15 protein-coding genes are annotated in these 16,965 nt (G+C 71.0%); 9 read left to right on the forward strand and 6 right to left on the reverse strand.

What is annotated here, in order from left to right:
• Position 1: 1 nt before the first annotated feature.
• The 5 genes from cbiQ (at position 2) to IEY95_RS14710 (ending at position 3,933) form a co-directional block, all read left to right on the forward strand.
• Positions 2-763 (forward strand): cobalt ECF transporter T component CbiQ, encoded by a 762-nt coding sequence (gene cbiQ / locus IEY95_RS14690; RefSeq protein ID WP_189186419.1) that lies wholly within the window; start codon positions 2-4, stop codon positions 761-763.
• A complete protein-coding gene (locus IEY95_RS14695) occupies positions 751-1,509 on the forward strand; it encodes an energy-coupling factor ABC transporter ATP-binding protein (protein WP_229702931.1) in 759 nt (252 codons plus the stop codon). Before cbiQ ends, IEY95_RS14695 begins: the two co-directional genes overlap by 13 nt.
• A gap of 152 nt (positions 1,510-1,661) precedes the next feature.
• On the forward strand, positions 1,662-2,096 hold the full coding sequence (locus tag IEY95_RS14700; RefSeq protein WP_229702953.1) for a MarR family winged helix-turn-helix transcriptional regulator: 435 nt from the start codon (positions 1,662-1,664) through the stop codon (positions 2,094-2,096).
• 204 nt (positions 2,097-2,300) lie between these two features.
• On the forward strand, positions 2,301-2,705 hold the full coding sequence (locus tag IEY95_RS14705) for an organic hydroperoxide resistance protein (protein WP_194492276.1): 405 nt from the start codon (positions 2,301-2,303) through the stop codon (positions 2,703-2,705).
• A gap of 67 nt (positions 2,706-2,772) precedes the next feature.
• Positions 2,773-3,933 carry a serine hydrolase domain-containing protein gene (locus IEY95_RS14710; RefSeq protein ID WP_189186423.1) on the forward strand — a complete coding sequence of 387 codons (1,161 nt, stop codon included), beginning with the start codon at positions 2,773-2,775 and terminating at the stop codon, positions 3,931-3,933.
• Between the two features lie 161 nt (positions 3,934-4,094).
• On the opposite strand, the gene IEY95_RS14715 is transcribed toward IEY95_RS14710, so the two are convergent.
• From IEY95_RS14715 to IEY95_RS14740, 6 genes are all read right to left on the reverse strand, one after another.
• Positions 4,095-4,940, reverse strand: a complete 846-nt coding sequence (locus tag IEY95_RS14715; protein ID WP_189186424.1) for an EamA family transporter — start codon at positions 4,938-4,940, stop codon at positions 4,095-4,097.
• A complete protein-coding gene (locus tag IEY95_RS14720; protein WP_189186425.1) occupies positions 4,937-5,506 on the reverse strand; it encodes a YbaK/EbsC family protein in 570 nt (189 codons plus the stop codon). Before IEY95_RS14720 ends, IEY95_RS14715 begins: the two co-directional genes overlap by 4 nt.
• 277 nt (positions 5,507-5,783) lie before the next feature.
• The gene (locus IEY95_RS14725; protein ID WP_189186426.1) at positions 5,784-7,457 is read right to left on the reverse strand and encodes a penicillin-binding transpeptidase domain-containing protein; all 1,674 of its coding nucleotides are present in this window, start codon (positions 7,455-7,457) and stop codon (positions 5,784-5,786) included.
• Between the two features lie 102 nt (positions 7,458-7,559).
• Positions 7,560-9,203 carry a penicillin-binding transpeptidase domain-containing protein gene (locus IEY95_RS14730; protein ID WP_189186427.1) on the reverse strand — a complete coding sequence of 548 codons (1,644 nt, stop codon included), beginning with the start codon at positions 9,201-9,203 and terminating at the stop codon, positions 7,560-7,562.
• Positions 9,204-9,426: 223 nt separating this feature from the next.
• A complete protein-coding gene (locus tag IEY95_RS14735; protein WP_189186428.1) occupies positions 9,427-10,716 on the reverse strand; it encodes a glycoside hydrolase family 3 N-terminal domain-containing protein in 1,290 nt (429 codons plus the stop codon).
• Positions 10,717-10,977: 261 nt separating this feature from the next.
• Entirely contained in the window at positions 10,978-12,717 is a 1,740-nt protein-coding gene (locus IEY95_RS14740) for a dolichyl-phosphate-mannose--protein mannosyltransferase (RefSeq protein ID WP_189186429.1), read from the reverse strand.
• Positions 12,718-12,779: 62 nt separating this feature from the next.
• Here IEY95_RS14740 and rsmI point away from each other — a divergent pair, with 62 nt between their 5' ends.
• The 4 genes from rsmI (at position 12,780) to IEY95_RS14760 (ending at position 16,869) form a co-directional block, all read left to right on the forward strand.
• Positions 12,780-13,637 (forward strand): 16S rRNA (cytidine(1402)-2'-O)-methyltransferase, encoded by an 858-nt coding sequence (gene rsmI, locus IEY95_RS14745; RefSeq protein ID WP_189186430.1) that lies wholly within the window; start codon positions 12,780-12,782, stop codon positions 13,635-13,637.
• A gap of 198 nt (positions 13,638-13,835) precedes the next feature.
• Positions 13,836-14,255 carry a hypothetical protein gene (locus tag IEY95_RS14750; RefSeq protein ID WP_189186431.1) on the forward strand — a complete coding sequence of 140 codons (420 nt, stop codon included), beginning with the start codon at positions 13,836-13,838 and terminating at the stop codon, positions 14,253-14,255.
• Between the two features lie 113 nt (positions 14,256-14,368).
• Positions 14,369-15,238 (forward strand): TatD family hydrolase, encoded by an 870-nt coding sequence (locus tag IEY95_RS14755; RefSeq protein WP_189186432.1) that lies wholly within the window; start codon positions 14,369-14,371, stop codon positions 15,236-15,238.
• A 188-nt stretch (positions 15,239-15,426) separates the two neighbouring features.
• Positions 15,427-16,869, forward strand: coding sequence for a resuscitation-promoting factor (locus tag IEY95_RS14760; protein WP_189186433.1), 1,443 nt, complete (start codon positions 15,427-15,429; stop codon positions 16,867-16,869).
• Positions 16,870-16,965: the final 96 nt, after the last annotated feature.

The raw sequence follows: 16,965 nt of genomic DNA on the forward strand, positions 1-16,965 counted from the left end.
CGTGGGCGCGGGCCACGCTCACCGGCTCTACCGGCACGAGCACTCGCCCGTGCACGCCCTGCCGCCGCACACCAAACTCGCCGCGGCCTTCGCCTTCGTCGTCGTGGTCGTCTCCACCCCGCGCGAGGCGATGTGGGCGTTCGCGCTGTACGCCGCGCTGCTGGCGACGGTCGCGTACAAGGCACGCGTCCCGGCCGGATTCCTGCTCAAGCGGCTGCTGATCGAGATCCCGTTCGTCGCCTTCGCCGTGCTGATGCCGTTCGTGGCGGAGGGCGAGCGGGTGGACGTGCTGGGCATGTCGTTGAGCGTCAACGGCCTGTGGGGCGCCTGGAACGTGCTCGCCAAGGGAACGCTGGGCGTCGCCGCCTCCGTGCTCCTGGCGTCCACCACCGAACTGCGCGAACTGCTCCTTGGCCTGCAGCGGTTGAAGCTCCCGCCGCTCCTCGTGCAGATCGCCTCCTTCATGATCCGGTACGGCGATGTCATCACGGACGAGATGCGGCGGATGCGGATCGCGCGGGAGTCGCGCGGCTTCGAGGCCCGTGGTGTGCGGCATTGGGGCGTGCTCGCGAAGTCGGCGGGCGCGCTGTTCATCCGCTCCTACGAGCGCGGGGAGCGCGTGCATCTCGCCATGGTGAGCCGGGGGTACGCCGGTTCGATGCCGGTCATCGACGAGGTGACCGCGTCCCGGGCGCAGTGGTCGTACGCCCTCGCCCTCCCGTTCGCCGCCCTTGTCGTATGTCTGCTGGGATGGACGCTGTGACCCCCTCTCTGGAAGTGGCCGGACTGGCCTTCGCCTACCCCGACGGGCACCAGGCCCTCTTCGGCGTGGACTTCACCATCGGGCGTGGCGAGCGCGTCGCGCTGCTCGGCCCGAACGGCGCCGGCAAGACGACGCTCGTGCTGCACCTCAACGGCATCCTGAGCGGCGGTACCGGAACCGTGACGGTGGCCGGACTGCCGGTCGGCAAGCGGCACATGGCGGAGATCCGGCGCAGGGTCGGCATCGTCTTCCAGGACCCGGACGACCAGCTGTTCATGCCGACCGTCCGGGAGGACGTCGCCTTCGGACCGGCCGCGGCGGGGATGAAGGGTGCCGAGCTGGAGGAACGGGTCCGTACGGCGCTGGAGAGGGTCGGCATGGAGGCCTTCGCCGACCGCCCTCCGCACCACCTCTCCTTCGGCCAGCGGCGCCGGGTGGCCGTCGCGACCGTCCTCGCGATGGAGCCGGAGATCCTCGTCCTCGACGAACCGTCCTCCAATCTGGACCCCGCCTCGCGGCGTGAACTCGGGGACATCCTCCGGTCGTTGGACGTCACCGTCCTCATGGTCACGCACGACCTGCCGTACGCCCTCGAACTGTGCCCCCGGTCGCTCGTCCTCAGCGAGGGCGTGATCGCGGCCGACGGGAAGACCGGCGAACTGCTCTCCGACGACGAGCTCATGCGCACACACCGTCTGGAGCTCCCCTTCGGGTTCGACCCGCGCTCCGTGACCATGGGCGCGTGAACCCTGGGCCTGCGAGCCCCGGGCGCGTGAACCTTGGGCGCGTGAACAATGGACGCGTGAACAATGGGCGCGTGACGAAACAAGAGGACGTCGGGTCCGTCGGGTCCAGCGGGTCCGTCGGGTTCAGCGGATCGGTCGGCCCGGCCGGGTCGTTGCTGCTCGACGAGCAGCTGTGCTTCGCGCTGTACGCCGCCCAGCGTGCCGTGACCGCCGCGTACCGCCCGCTGCTGGAGGAGCTCGGTCTCACCTACCCGCAGTACCTGGTCCTGCTGGTCCTCTGGGAGCGCGGGGAGACCACGGTCAAAGAGCTCGCGACCGCGCTGCACCTGGACTACGGCACGGTGTCGCCGCTGCTCAAGCGGCTGGAGTCGGCGGGTCTTGTGCGCCGTGAGCGCTCGGCGCACGACGAACGCTCCGTGCTGGTCGCGCTCACCGGGCGCGGCGAGCTGCTCAGGGAGCGCGCGGAGGAGGTGCCGCAGGCGCTGCTGACGGCGACGGGCGTGAGCGAGGCCGAGGTCACGCGGCTCAGGGAGGAGCTGTGGCGTCTGGCGGAGCGCGCGGAGGGGGCGGCGGCGCGACGGCGCTGACGCGCGCCCCCGGAACACTCCCCGGGGGGTTACCCACGGTTTCTACCCCCTGGTAACACCGGCCTTCATACCGGCGGGTACCTTGTGCGCGATGTAGTTGCACACCTGTGTGCCGCCTGCCGTTCTGCCCGCCGAGTTGTACGCCCTGGGGGAGGTCCCGCTGTGATCGACGGCACCGTTGTCGACACCCGTCCGACGAAGATCATGTACGTCGCCGAGGCCACCGCGCACGGTGGCCGGGACGGGTACGTCACCAGCCAGGACGGCCAGCTCGAACTGAAGGTCGCGATGCCGCCCGCGCTCGGCGGCGACGGCAACGGCACCAACCCCGAGCAGCTGTTCGCGGCCGGCTACAGCGCCTGCTTCCACAACGCGCTGGTGCTGGTGGGCCGCCGCGCCGGGTACGACCTCTCCGGCTCCACCGTCGCCGCCAAGGTCGGCATCGGCCCGAACAAGCAGCGCGGCTACGGCCTCGCGGTCGCCCTGAGCGTCTCGCTCCCCGTCGTCGACCAGGACCTGGCGACAAAGCTCGTGGACGCGGCCCACGAAGTCTGCCCGTACTCGAACGCCACCCGCGGCAACATCGAGGTCACGATCCTGCTGGGCTAGGAATCGAAGGCTGTACGTGCGTGTTGCACTCACCGTTGGAACAGGTGAGGCGACAGGGAGCGCGGGCGTGGACGTGAACGGCACAGTGGCCGAGGGCTTCGAGCCGGTCAGGGATGCGTTCGTACGCAACTTCGAGGTGCTCGGGGACCGGGGCGCCGCCGTCACCGTGTACCGAGACGGGCACAAGGTCGTCGACCTGTGGGGCGGCGCACGGGACGTCGACGGCAGCGAGCCCTGGCAGCACGGCACCGCCCAGATCGTGCGCTCCGCGACCAAGGGCGTCGCCGCCGCCGTACTGCTGCTGCTCGCCCAGCGCGGGGTACTCGACCTGGACGCACCGGTCGGCCAGTACTGGCCGGAGTACAAGGCGGCGGACAAGGAACGGACCCTCGTCGGGCACGTGCTCGCGCACCGGGCCGGGGTGCCCGTTCTCGACCGTCCGCTCACTCCGGCCGAGGCAGCGGATCCCGATCTCGCGGCCGCGGTGGTGGCCGCACAGGCGCCGGTGTGGGAGCCGGGGACGGATCACGGGTATCACGCGCAGACGTACAGCTGGCTCACCGGTGAGCTGGTCCGGCGGGTGACCGGGCGCTCGATCGGCGAGTGGATCGCGGACGAGGTGGCCGGACCGCTGGGGCTGGATCTGTGGGTCGGGCTGCCGGAGGCGGAGGCGGGGCGCGTGGGCAGGGTCGCGCAGGTCGAGGCCCCGTCGGCGCCGGGTGGTCTGAAGACCCGCCCCAAGCGGGCGGTCTCCGAGGCGTACGCGGATCCGTCGTCCCTCACCCGGCGTGCCTTCGCCGCGATCACTCCACTGCCGGACGAGAACGATCCGGCGTACCGGGCGGCGGTTCTGCCCGCGTCCAACGGCATCGCCACGGCGGAGGGGCTGGCCCGGTTCTACGCCGCGCTGATCGGGGAGGTGGACGGCGTACGGCTGTTCTCGCCCGCCACCGTGGAGCGGGCCCGCGCCGAACAGTCCGCGGGCCCCGACCGGATCCTCGTCGTCAACACCCGCTTCGGCCTCGGCTACATGCTCCACGGCGCCGCCTCGCCCCTCCTCTCCCCGGGCTCCTTCGGCCACCCCGGCCGCGGCGGCGCCCTCGGCTTCGCCGACCCCGACTCGGGCATCGCCTTCGGCTATGTCACGAACGGCTTCCGCAAGAGCGTGACGGCGGACCCGCGGGCCCAGGCACTGGTACGGGCGGTTCGGGTGGCCCTCGGGGGCTGAGCTCCTGGTACGCGCCATGCGGCGCCGCGCTGCCCGCCGCGATGCGTGTGCTCGCCGGTGCTCCGTAGGCCGGTCTGTGCGGCTACCCCGACGGCGACCGGGATGCGTGCGCTTGCCGGCGCCCCGTGAGCGCCGAGCCGTGCGGCCACCCCGACGGCGACCTATCCCGCGTGCAGCATCAGCCCGATGCCCAGCACCAGGAGCCCCGCCGCCGCGATACGAGGCGCTCCGAAGCGTTCCTTGAAGAAGAGCGCGCCGATGGCCGCGCCGACGATGATCGAGGACTCGCGAAGGGCGGCGATCGGGGCGAGCTCGGCGCGGGTCTGGGCCCAGAGGACCAGCCCGTACGCCGCGACGGAGAGCGCCGCGCCGAGGAAGCCGACGGCGGCGAACGGCCGCAGCACGGACACGAGTTCACCGCGCCAGCGGTACACCGCGTACGCGGGGATCACCACACCCTCGACGGCCATCAGCCAGGCGATGTACCCGAGGGAGGACCCGGAGGCCCGCACGCCCAGCCCGTCGACGACGGTGTACGCGGCGATCGACACCCCGGTCGCCAACGCGGCCCCGATCGCCGCCCAGTTGGGCCGCCGCCCGCGCAGCCCCCACAGCGCGACACCCGTCAGTCCCGCGCAGGACAGCGCGATGCCCGAGGCGGCCCACCCGTCGGGCACCTCGTGCGCGAAGACGGCCGCCAGCGCCGTGACGATCAGCGGAGCGGTCCCGCGGGCGATCGGATACGCCTGCCCGAAGTCGCCGAGCCGGAAGGAGCGCATCAGCAGCACGTAGTACGCGACGTGGATCACGGCGGAGGCGATGAGGTACGGCCACGCCCCGGACGCCGGGAACGCCACGAACGGCACCATGACGAGACCGATCAGCATGCCGCCGCCCGCGATCAGCGTGAACCCGACCAGCTTGTCGCTGATGCGGTGGGCGATCGCGTTCCAGCTGGCGTGGGTGACCGCGGCGAGCAGCACCGCCGCGGTGACGACCGGCGTCACGCGGTCAGCTCGCGCACGTCCACCAGGGTGCCGCCGGCGTGGGCGATCAGGCTCTTGGGGTCCATCGGGAAGACGGTGTACGGCGTACCCGCCGCGGCCCACACCGTGTCGTGGTCGAGCAGCGAACGGTCCGCCAGGACACGGGTCTTGGTGCGGTGCCCGAAGGGCGGTACACCGCCGATCGCGTACCCCGTCGTCTCCCGCACCACGTCCGCCTTGGGCCGGGTCACCTTCTCGGCGCCCAGTTCCCGCCGCACGAGCTCCACGTCGACCCGCGACGCGCCGTCCATCAGCACCAGTACCGGCACCCCTCCCCCAAGCTCTCGACTTCGCTCGAGCAGGGGGGACCCCCACGCGGCGAAGATCAGCGACTTGCAGATCTGGCTCAGCTCACAGCCGATCGCGGCGGCGGCCTCGGCCGCGGTGCGGGTCGCGTCCGGGAAGCGGCGGATGCGTCCGTTGACCTCGTCGAGGCCCAACTCCCGCAGGGCCTCGACGAAACGGGGGTGGGCGGCGTTCGCGGCGAGGGACTGCTCCCCGCCGGCGTTCTCATCGGTGGCGGTCATGAACGGCACGCTAGCGGTCGGTGTACGAGACACGCGACCGAGTTCTAGGGGGATTCTGATGGATCTCCGTGGAAGAAGGAGCGGCGTTCGGTGCGTGCTCTCGGCGTGCCGGGTGGAAGTCCTCGATGGGGGTCCCCCGCGCGAGCGAAGCCGAGCGTGGGGGAGGAGCTACTAGGGCTTTTGTCCGGTGCCGCGAGTGGGGGCACCTCCCACGCCCTTAAGGCAGTGGGGGAGCGTGCCGGGCGTCGCGACGCCGCGGAGATCCATCAGAAACCCCCTAACTACCGGCCTTCAGCAGCGCCGCCACGATCGGCCCTGCCGTGTCCACCCCGTGCCCGCCCTGCTGCACGACGCCCGCCGCCGCCAAGTCGCCCTTCCACGCCGTGAACCAGCCGTTCGGCTTGTCCTGGCCGTCGACCTCGGCGGAGCCGGTCTTGGCGCCGTAGTCGGGGCCGAGGCCGGACATGGCCTCGGCGGCGGTGCCGGCGGCGGCCGTGTACTGCATCACTTCGCGGAGCTGGGAGAGCGTGGACGCGGACATGGTGCGCGACGCCTTGGCCAGCGTGCGGTGGTCCACCGTCGGAGACACCAGGTACGGCTGGTGGAAGGTGCCCGCCTGCACCGTCGAGGCGACCGACGCCATGTTCAGCGGGTTCATGCGGACCCCGCCCTGGCCCATCAGCGACGCCGCCATCTGCGCGGCGCTCTGCACCGGCACCGAGCCGTCGAAGGACGGGACGCCGATGGCCCAGTTGTTCATGCTGAGCCCGAAGACCTGCTGGGCCTGCTTGGTCAGGTCGTTGTTCTCCAGCTCCTTCGCCTGGGTGATGAAGGCCGTGTTGCAGGACCGCGCGAAGCTCGCCTTGAACGTGCCGTCCTTGATCTCGAAGTCGTCGTCGTTGTGGAACTTCCAGCCGCCGTAGGTCGCCGTCTTGGGGCACGGGTGCGGCTTGTCGGCCGACGCCAGGCCCTTGTCGAAGAGCAGCGACGCCGTGATGACCTTCATCGTGGAGCCCGGGGCGAGGGAGCCCTGGAAGGCGGTGTTGAAGCCGTGACCGGTGTTCGCGACCGCGAGGATCTCGCCCGTCGAGGGGCGGATCACGACGACCGACGCCTTCGACTTGGCGGCCACCTTCTCCTCGGCGAGGGCTTGCAGAGTCGGGCTGAGTGTCGTCTTCACGGTCCCGGGGGTGCCCTCGCTGAGCGTCACCAGGGTCTTGTCGGGGGTCTTCTGGGCGCCCTTCTTCGCGGCTTTGCGGACCACGCGCAGCTCGATGCCCGCCTTGCCGCCGACCGTTTTGCCGTACTTCTCCCGCAGCCCGTCGAGGACCGTGCCCAGGGAGGGGTACTTGGCGGTGGTCAGCTTCGCGCCGTTTCGGTCGAGGGCCGTGATCGGGGGCGTGCCCGAATCGCCGGTGACCAGCCGGTCGCCGTCCTGGAGGTCCGGGTGGACGAGGGACGGCTTCCAGCCGACCAGCGGTACGCCGTCCTTGGCGCGCCGGACGACCGTCAGCTTCGAGTCGTACGTCAGCGGCTTGCTCTTGCCCTTGTAGGTGACGGTGGCCTTGACGGAGAACGGGACGGCGGCGCCCGACCGCTTGCCGCTGGTCAGGGTCACGCCCGTGATGTGGGCGTCCTTGGCGTAGCCGGTGAGCACGGTGGTCGCGGCGGCCGAGTCGTCCGTGGCGGCGGCCGCCTTCGCGACGTCGCCGCCCTGCCATGCGGTGAGGAAGGCAGCCGCCGTCGTGCGCACTTCGGTCGCCGACAGCGGGCCCGTCTTCGCGGTCTTGTGGTCGGCCGTCGTCGACGTCCCGTCGTCGGCCGACGCGCCGCCGCCGAACAGGCTGTAGGCGCCGAACGCCCCGCCGACGACGACCACGGCGATCACCCCGCCGAGCACGGCGGGCTGCTTCGTCTTCCGCCGCTCGGCGACGCGCCTTCTCTTGCCCACAGCTTCCAGCCCTCCGCTGTCCCCTGATGCCCCCGTGCCTCACGGTGCTCAACTGCTCAACGACAAGCACCACCCTAGGGTCCCGCTCTGCGGGGGGTGAATTCAGCCACCAGTTCGTAGCACAGCTGCGACGATCGGACCGGCCGCGTCCCCTCCGTGGCCGCCCTCCTGGGTCATCGCGGCGGCCGCGATGTCATTGCGGTAACCGGTGAACCAGCTGTTGGACACGGTCTGGCCGTCGACCTCGGCGGAGCCGGTCTTGGCGCCGAGGTCACCGCCGAGCCCGGCCATGACGCGCGCGGCGGTGCCGCTCGTCGCGGTGAGCCGCATCATCTGCTTGAGCTGCGCGACGGTGTTCATCCGCAGCCCCTTCGCCTGCGCGGGCACGCGGTCGTCCAGCTTGAGGGGCACGATGACCGGCTGACGGAACGTGCCGGTGATGGCGGTCGCCGTGACCGACGCCATATTCAGCGGGCTCATCTGGACCTGGCCCTGACCGATCGCGTTCGCCGCGCGGTCCGAGCCGGCGGAGGCGGGGACGCTGCCGTCGAAGGACGGGATGCCGGTCTTCCAGTTGTCCTGGCCGAGGCCGAACCGCGTCTGCGCCTCGGTGGTGAGCGACTCGTCGGTGAGCGGGGCCTTGTCGGTGCCGTCGATGAGCTTCACGAACGCCGTGTTGCAGGACCGCGCGAAGCTGTTGGCGAGGCTGGCGCCCTCGTTGGCCTTCATGCCCGTGAGGTTGTGGAAGGTCTGGCTCTGCCAGGTCGCGGTGTCCGGGCAGGGCGCCGGGCCGTTCATCGTGGTCACGCCGTTGTCGATGAACATCGCCGCGGTGATGATCTTCATCGTCGAACCGGGCGCGAGCTTGCCGAGGAACGCCGCGTTGAACCCGTCCTCGCGGTGGTTGGCGACCGCCAGCACCTCACCGGTGCTCGGCTTCACCGCCACCACGGACGACTCGGAGTACCGCGCGACCGCCTTCTCCGCGGCGGCCTGCGCTGTGGCGCTGAGCGTCGTACGGACCTTGCCCGGCTGCCCCTTGGCGAGGGTGACCAGGGTCGTGTCGCCGGTCTCCTCGCTGCTGTGCCGGATGGCCAGCTCGATGCCGGGCGTGCCGCCCGCCGTGTCGCCGTACTTGTCGCGCAGCGCGTCCAGGATCGGCCCCAGGGAGGGGTACTTCTCCTTCGTCAGGACGACGTTGTTGCGGTCCACGGCCTCGATCGCCGGACTCGCCGACTCGCCCGTGACGAGCGTGTCCCCGTCCTTCAGCTCCGGATGGAGAACGGACGGCTTCCAGGCGACCAGCGCCTTCCCGGTGGTGTCCCCGCGCACGACGCTCAGTTCGGAGTCGTACGAGAAGGGCTTGCTCTTGCCTTCGTACGACACCGTCGCCTCGACCGAGAACGGCACGGTCGCGCCGGACGGCGTGCTCGGCGTGATCCGCACGTCGGTGAGGTGCGCGTCGGCGCGGTAACCGGCCAGCGCGGTTTCCGCGTTCGTCGCGTAGTTGGTGTACGACGCCGCCTTGGCCGCGTCGCCCTTCTCCCAGGCCGCGAAGAACGCGCGGCTGGTCTCCTTGACCTCCGCACTGCTCGGCGGCCCGGTTTTCACGGCGGCGGCCCCGGACGCGCCCGAGCCGCCGTCCCCGCTGATCGCGGTCACCACGTTGTACGCGCCGTATCCGGCGCCTCCCACCATCACCGCGAACACACTGCCGATGACGGCTGCCCTTGCCCCCTTGCGCATCGCGCGATCCCTCCCCGTGGACCCTCTTCCGAACTTCTGAACGCGTTCAGAAAAGTTGGTCTCCACCGCACTCTATGGGGGGCGTGAGACTCATGGGGTGGAGTTTCTCTGAATCGTTAGGCCCAAGTGTCGAGCCACATCCGTGAACGCCGTTCACCGATGGGGATCGCTGTCCCGGTGTACAGCGGCCAGAAGTGGATCAGGCCTTGCGATCCACTCGCGCTCAGGGGCAGAGATTCACGTGCCGGACGGCCAGGACGTGCCCCGCCGCGTCGATGAGGCGGCTGCGGGCGAGGTGTCCACCGGCCACCGCGTTGGTGATCGCCGAGGCGATCGAGGACGTCTGGGAGCCGACATTGCTCCCCAGGTCGAACAGGACCATGTCGGCACCGGAGCGCAGAGCCTGGACGGCGGCGGCGGGGACGCTGAAGCCGGCGGCGGAGATCGCCTTGGCGCTGAGCGAGTCGGTGACCACCAGCCCCTTGAAGCCCAGCTTGCCGCGCAGCTCGTAGCTGATGACGGTGGGTGACAGGCTCGCCGGATTGGTGCCCAGGCCCGGCACGATGTTGTTGGAGACCATGATGGCCGGGGCACCGGCCTGGATGGCCGCCGTGAACGGCGGGATGCCCACCTTTTGCAGGGTGGACCAGGGCAGGGTGCGGGCAGGGCCGAAGTCGGAGTTGTAGGTGGAGCCGCCGAGGCCCGGGAAGTGCTTGACGACGGGTATCACGCCTCCGGCGCGCAGCCCGTTCATGTACGCGACACCGGCCTTGGAGACCACCGAGGTGTTGCCGCTGAAGGACCGCCACCCGTCGGGATTCGTCTTGCTGGGTGCCTCGTTCCTGCCGTCGACGTCGACCACCGGCGCGAGATCCATGTTGACCTGGGCGGCCGCCATCTTGGTGGCGACCTTCGTGACGTTCAGCTGGATCTGAGCCGGGGTCCAGTGCGCGCCCATGTACGCGGGCCAGGGCAGGGAGCCGACGAGGTTCGACATGCGCTGGATGCCGCCGCCCTCCTCGTCGGTCATCACCAACAGGCCCAGGTGGCCGGGTACATGGGACTTCAGGGCGTTCAGCCGGGCGCCGAGGTCGGACGGCGCCTTGCTGCCGAACAGCAGCACACCGCCCGCACCGGCGCTCACCTCGGAGGTGGCGTCGGACACCGAGGTCTCCGACACCGGGACGGCGATGGTCAGCATGGCCAGCCGGCGGTTCGACCACCCGGCCAACTTCGTGCTGTTGGTGCACGCGGCGGTGGTGGTGAGGTCCGGGGCGAGGGACGAACCGGAGCGAGGGACGGACGAAGGAGAGGGGGAACGCGTGGCGGTCGGGGCGAGGGACTCGCCGGGGCCGCTGGAGTGCGGGGACGCCTTGGGGGTGCCCGTGCCACAGCCCGCCAGGAGCACCGCCGCCACGGCGGCGGTGCTCAGTCTGCGTGCGGGTGTGGCCCGGCCGGGGAGCCGCGGCGGTGCTGTCGTGCTGATGCGGTCACGGTGCGACGGGTGATTCATCGCCCGGCCTCCTTATCGGAAGACGCGACGGTACCCGTCGCGCTGAGGGCCGTATGAGCAGGAGATTCACGAAGCGTGAGATGCGTACCAGCCCGCGTTTGTTCGCTGGTCCGCAGTCGCCATACCAGGGTCTCGCGTCTCGGCTGGAAGTTCAGCCGACGTGAGTGGGGGCCGCTCAGGACTTGCCCTCGACCGCTGACGGCCGACAACGACCAGGAGGGCGCGACAGTCGGCCGCGCCCTCTTGGTTACGTCTGCCCGGCTAGACCCAGGTATCCAGCCACATCCGCGACCGCCACTGGTCGATGGGGATGGCGGTGCCGGTGTACAGCGGCCAGAAGTAGATGAAGTTCCACGCGATCAGCAGGACCAGGACACCCGCGCCCGCCGCGCCGATGACGCGGCGGCGTTCGCCCGCGCCGGGTGGGCCGAGGATCGCGCCGATCATCATCGCGACGGCCAGGCACAGGAACGGGACGAAGACGACGGCGTAGAAGAAGAAGATCGTGCGCTCCTGGTACATGAACCAGGGGAGGTATCCGGCCGCGATGCCGCAGGCGATGGCGCCCGCGCGCCAGTCGCGGCGGAACGCCCAGCGCCAGAGCACATAGGCGATCGCGAAGCAGGCCGCCCACCACAGGAGGGGGGTGCCGAGCGCCAGCACCTCACGGGCGCACTTGTCGCCCGCGTCGGTGGGGCAACCGTCCTTGCCGGGCAGCGGGGACTCGTAGAAGTACGAGACCGGGCGGCCCAGGACGATCCAGCTCCACGGGTTCGACTGGTAGGTGTGCGGGGACGAGAGGCCGACGTGGAACTTGTACACCTCGTGCTCGTAGTGCCACAGGCTGCGCAGCCAGTCGGGCAGGAAGGCGAAACTGCCGCCCTTGCCGTCCGTCACCGCCCAGTTGCGGAAGTAGCCGCCCTTGCCGTTGTCGGGGGAGAGGATCCAGCCCGTCCAGGAGAAGAGATACACGGCCAGGGCGACCGGGACCGTCGCCAGGAACGTGATGCCCGTGTCGTGCTTGAGGGCCGCCAGGTACGGGCGGTGGGCGCCCGCGACCCGGCGCGAGGCCGCGTCCCACAGGACCGCCATCACGCAGAACGCGGCGAGGATGTAGAGGCCGTTCCACTTGGTGCCGATGGCCAGGCCCAGCATCAGGCCGGCCCCCCAGCGCCAGGGGCGCCAGCCGAGGCGGGTCGTTTCGGCGGCGTGCGCGTCGGGACGTACGACTCCGTCCGCGTCGGCGGGCAGGGCCGCCGCCAGCCTCGCCCGCGCCTTGTCGCGGTCGATGACCAGACAGCCGAAGGCCGCGAGTACGAAGAACATCAGCACGCCGTCGAGCAGCGAGGTGCGGCTCATGACGAAGTGCAGGCCGTCCACCGCCATCAGCGCGCCCGCGAGACAGCCGAGGAACGTCGAGCGGAACAGCCGGCGCCCGATCCGGCACAGCAGCAGCACCGACAGCGTGCCGAGCAGCGCCGTCATGAACCGCCAGCCGAACGGGTTGAACCCGAACATCCACTCGCCGAGCCCGATGACGTACTTGCCGACCGGTGGGTGCACCACGTAGGCGGCGTCGCTCGGGATCCGCACATGACCGTTGCCCTGCAGGATCAGGTCGTTGGCGTCCTTCGCCCAGTTGACCTCGTATCCGCGGTGGATGAGCGCCCAGGCGTCCTTGGCGTAGTACGTCTCGTCGAATATCACCGCCTTCGGGCTGCCCAGGTTCCAGAACCGCAGCAGTCCGGCGAGCAGCGTCACCAGGAGCGGGCCGACCCAGCCCGACCAGCGCGTGATGCGCTCGGCGACGTCGTGGCGCAGCCCGATCGTGGCCCAGATGCGCGGGCTGGGCTCGGCGTACGGCGGCACGAGCCGGTCGCGGACGTCGCTTCTGGGCGGCGCCGTGTATCCGAAGCGGCGCAGCCGCTGCTGCCACGACGGCCGCTGCTCTTGGGCGGCCTGGCCCTGCCGGGTGTCCGTGGAGGACGCGGTACTGGTCACCGCGCCATCGTAGGGAACACGTCTGTGGGAGTCCCGTGCCTGGGCCCTGCGAGGATGGAACCGTGACAGGAACCCTTGTGTTGGCAGGCACTCCCATCGGTGACATCTCGGACGCGCCGCCACGGCTCGCCGCCGAACTGGCCGGGGCCGATGTCGTCGCCGCCGAGGACACCCGGCGGCTGCGACGGCTCACCCAGGCGCTCGGCGTGCAGCCCGCCGGGCGCGTCGTGTCGTACTTCGAGGGCAATGAGGCGGCTCGTACGCCGGAGCTCGTCGAGGCGCTGGCCGGCGGGGCGCGGGTGCTGCTGGTGACCGACGCGGGGATGCCGTCCGTCTCGGACCCGGGATACCGGCTGGTCGCGGCCGCCGTCGAGAAGGACATCAAGGTCACGGCCGTACCCGGCCCCTCCGCCGTGCTCACCGCGCTCGCACTGTCCGGGCTGCCCGTCGACCGCTTCTGCTTCGAGGGCTTCCTGCCCAGGAAGGCGGGCGAACGCCTGTCGCGGCTGCGCGAGGTCGCCGACGAGCGGCGCACCCTCGTCTACTTCGAGGCACCCCACCGGCTCGACGACACCCTCGCCGCGATGGCCGAGGTGTTCGGGACGGAGCGGCGCGCCGCCGTCTGCCGAGAGCTCACCAAGACGTACGAGGAGATCAAGCGCGGCCCGCTGGGTGAGCTGGCCGCCTGGGCCGCCGAGGGCGTACGCGGCGAGATCACCGTCGTCGTCGAGGGCGCCGCCGAGAAGGGCGCCGAGGAACTGGACGCCGCCGAGCTGGTGCGCAGGGTGCAGGTGCGCGAGGAGGCCGGGGAGCGGCGCAAGGAGGCGATCGCGGCCGTCGCCGCGGAGGCGGGAATTCCCAAGCGCGACGTCTTCGATGCGGTCGTCGCGGCAAAGAATGCCGCACGAAGCGCCCCATAGAAGAGCAAAGGACGGTCGCCCAAGGCAAAGCTCAGGCCGGGTGGCGAGAGCGTTCCGACAAGGAACGCCCAAAACGACTCCAATAGTCGACAGACCTGATGCGTTCGCGCCGGGAGAAGCGTCCACTGATTGAAGGGACGTACCCGTCCCTCGCCCCCGTACGCGGGGGCGCTTGTCCAGCGGACAGCAGGAGCTGGCATGAGTGAGATCGCAGGGCAGACCGGCCACCGCGGTGCGGCGACCGCCGTTGTCAACGAGTCGTATTCCTTCGCCTGCATGCGCTGCGGGCACGGCTGGGAGCAGTCGTACGAGATAGAGCACCACCTCGACGCCGAGGGCAACGAGTTCGTCAGGTACGTGGCCGACGGCCGGGTCGTACCGTCACCGCTGAGCCGGCCCAGCTGCCAGAACTGCGACAGCCATGTGGTGCGCATCATGCGTCCGGGACAGGTGTCCTCGGCGCGCAACTCCCAGCAGCGGCCGGTTGCGGCACGGCAGCCCGAGCTCCGGGCGGACGCCCCCGAGACGGCGACAGGGGAGCCCGGCGAGCCCCGCGAGTCCCACCACTGGCACCTCTCCGACCTCCTGCACCCCTTCCACCACCGCAAGGCGGGCTGATCCGCCGGACGGCGGGCCGATCCACGGCGCCGGCCGGTCCGACGGCCCGGTGGAATGACCTCCCGGCTCCCCGCGAGGTGAGGTCGGGCATGCCCCCTTCGTAGGATCGGGGCATGCCTTCCCACGCCGAAGCCCCGCCACTGCCGGAGCCCCTCCGGGTTCCTGTCGCCGACTCGCACACCCATCTCGACATGCAGTCCGGCACGGTGGAGGAGAGCCTCGCCAAGGCCGCGTCGGTCGGCGTGACGACGGTCGTCCAGGTCGGCTGCGACGTGAACGGCTCGCGCTGGGCGGCGCAGACGGCGGCCGAGTACGACGCCGTGCACGCGACCGTCGCGCTGCACCCCAACGAAGCGCCCCGGATCGTGCACGGCGACCCGGACGGCTGGTCCCGGCAGGGCGCGCGGCAGCCGGGCGGAGACGCCGCGCTGGACGAGGCGCTGGCGGAAATAGACCGGCTCGCCGCCCTTCCCCAGGTCAAGGGCGTCGGCGAGACCGGGCTCGACTACTTCCGTACGGGCCCCGAGGGCAAGGCGGCGCAGGAGCGGTCCTTCCGCGCCCACATCGAGATCGCCAAACGGCACGGCAAGGCCCTGGTCATCCACGACCGCGACGCCCACACCGACGTGCTGCGCATCCTCAAGGAGGAGGGCGCGCCGGACCGGACCGTCTTCCACTGCTACTCCGGCGACGCCGCGATGGCCGAGCTCTGCGCCGACGCGGGCTATTTCATGTCCTTCGCCGGCAACATGACCTTCAAGAACGCCCAGCCGTTGCGCGACGCGCTGGCCGTGGCGCCCCTGGAACTCGTCCTCGTCGAGACCGACGCGCCCTTCCTGACACCCTCTCCGTACCGCGGACGGCCTAACGCGCCGTATCTCATTCCGGTCACGGTGCGTGCGATGGCAGCTGTACGGGGCATCGACGAGGACGCGCTGGCGACCTCGATCTCCGCGAACACGGCGCGCGCTTTCGATTACTGACGGATAACGGTTCCGGGGGTTCTCCCGGGGTGCACCTCAGGGGAGCGTCGCGACACAGCGTAGCCGGGTTGCTTGGGAGAGTGACGATCGCTCCGCTAGGTTCTGGTCGCCCACCCGTCTCCCGCCACCACCCTGCATGAGCCCTTCGGGCGCACCTTTTTCTCCGCCGGACCCTGGAGCGTGTCGTCGTGAGCAGCTCGCAGTACGAGACGTATGGACCGACTGGCGTCGCCTATGGCACCGGTACTGCTGGTGGCACTGGTGTTGTCCGTGGCACCGGTCTTGCCGGCAGCCCTGATGACACCGGCGCCGGCGGTGTCCCCGGTGCGACAGGAACGGCGTACGGGAAATTCGAGCCGTCGTACGGCCGCGGCCACCCGGACACCTACCGGCCCGCGTACGAGGCGACCCGGGTGGCCGTGCCGGAGGCGCCGACGGAACCCCGGCTGCCCCGGCAGGGGCAGGGGTACGGGGCTCCCGCGCCCGGCGGTCGCGCCCAGGCCCGGCGTGCGGCACGGCGCAAGCGCACCAGCGAGCGTCCCGATGCCCTGCGACGGCTGCTCCCGCAGGCGCTGGTCGTGGCATTCCTGGCCGGAGGCACCTCCGCGTTCGTCGCCAACGACAAGGCGATCGAGCTCAGCGTCGACGGGAAGCCGCGCACCCTGCACACCTTCGCGGACGACGTCGGCGAACTGCTGGCCGACGAGGGCGTCGAGGTCGGCGGGCACGACGTCGTCGCGCCCGCGATCGGCACGGCGCTCGCCAACGGCGACGAGATCGCGGTTCATTACGGGCGCCCCCTGCAACTCACCCTCGACGGACACCGGCGCAAGGTGTGGACGACGGCGCGCACCGTGGACGAGGCGCTCCGACAGCTCGGGGTGCGTGCGGAGGGCGCGTACGTGTCGACGTCGCGCTCCCGGCGCATCGGGCGCGAGGGCCTCACGCTGGACGTCCGCACCGAGCGCACCGTGACGTTCATGGCGGACGGGCGGGCGCGGACGATCCGTACGAACGCCGCGAGCGTCCAGGAGGCCGTCGAGGAGGCCGGGATCACCCTGCACGGCCAGGACACCACCTCCGTCGCACCCCGGAGCTTCCCGCGCGACGGGCAGACGGTCACCGTGATGCGGGTCACCCGGAGCAGGGAGGTCCGCGACGAGCCGATTCCGTTCGAGGTACGGCGGACTCGGGACCCTTCGCTGTTCAGCGGCACGGAAGTCGTCGAGCGCGCCGGTCAGCCGGGGGCGCGGCGTGTCACCTATGCGCTCCGGACCGTCAACGGGGTCGAGCAGAAGCCGAGACGGATCGAGTCCGAGGTGGTGCGGGAGCCGCGGACGCAGCTGGTGAAGATCGGCACGAAGCCGCATCCGGTGTCCGCCGCCGGGGCCGACGATCTGAACTGGTCCGGCCTCGCGGCGTGCGAGTCCGGTGGGCGGCCGGGGGCCGTGGATCCCTCCGGCACGTATGGCGGCCTCTACCAGTTCGACACCCACACCTGGCATGCCCTCGGCGGCTCCGGGCGCCCCCAGGACGCCTCCGCGTCCGAGCAGACCTTCCGTGCGAAGAAGCTGTATGTGCGGCGGGGGGCGAGCCCTTGGCCGCATTGTGGGCGGCGGCTGCGGGGGTAGGGGTTTTCGCCCCCTCCGCCCCTGCCCGTCCCGTATCCGGGGGCTCCGCCCCCAGGCCCCCCAAAAGATCGCGCAGTTCCCCGCGCCCCTTTCGGG

This window comes from Streptomyces albiflavescens (assembly GCF_014645835.1).
In the GTDB taxonomy this organism is placed as follows: Bacteria; Actinomycetota; Actinomycetes; order Streptomycetales; family Streptomycetaceae; genus Streptomyces; species Streptomyces albiflavescens.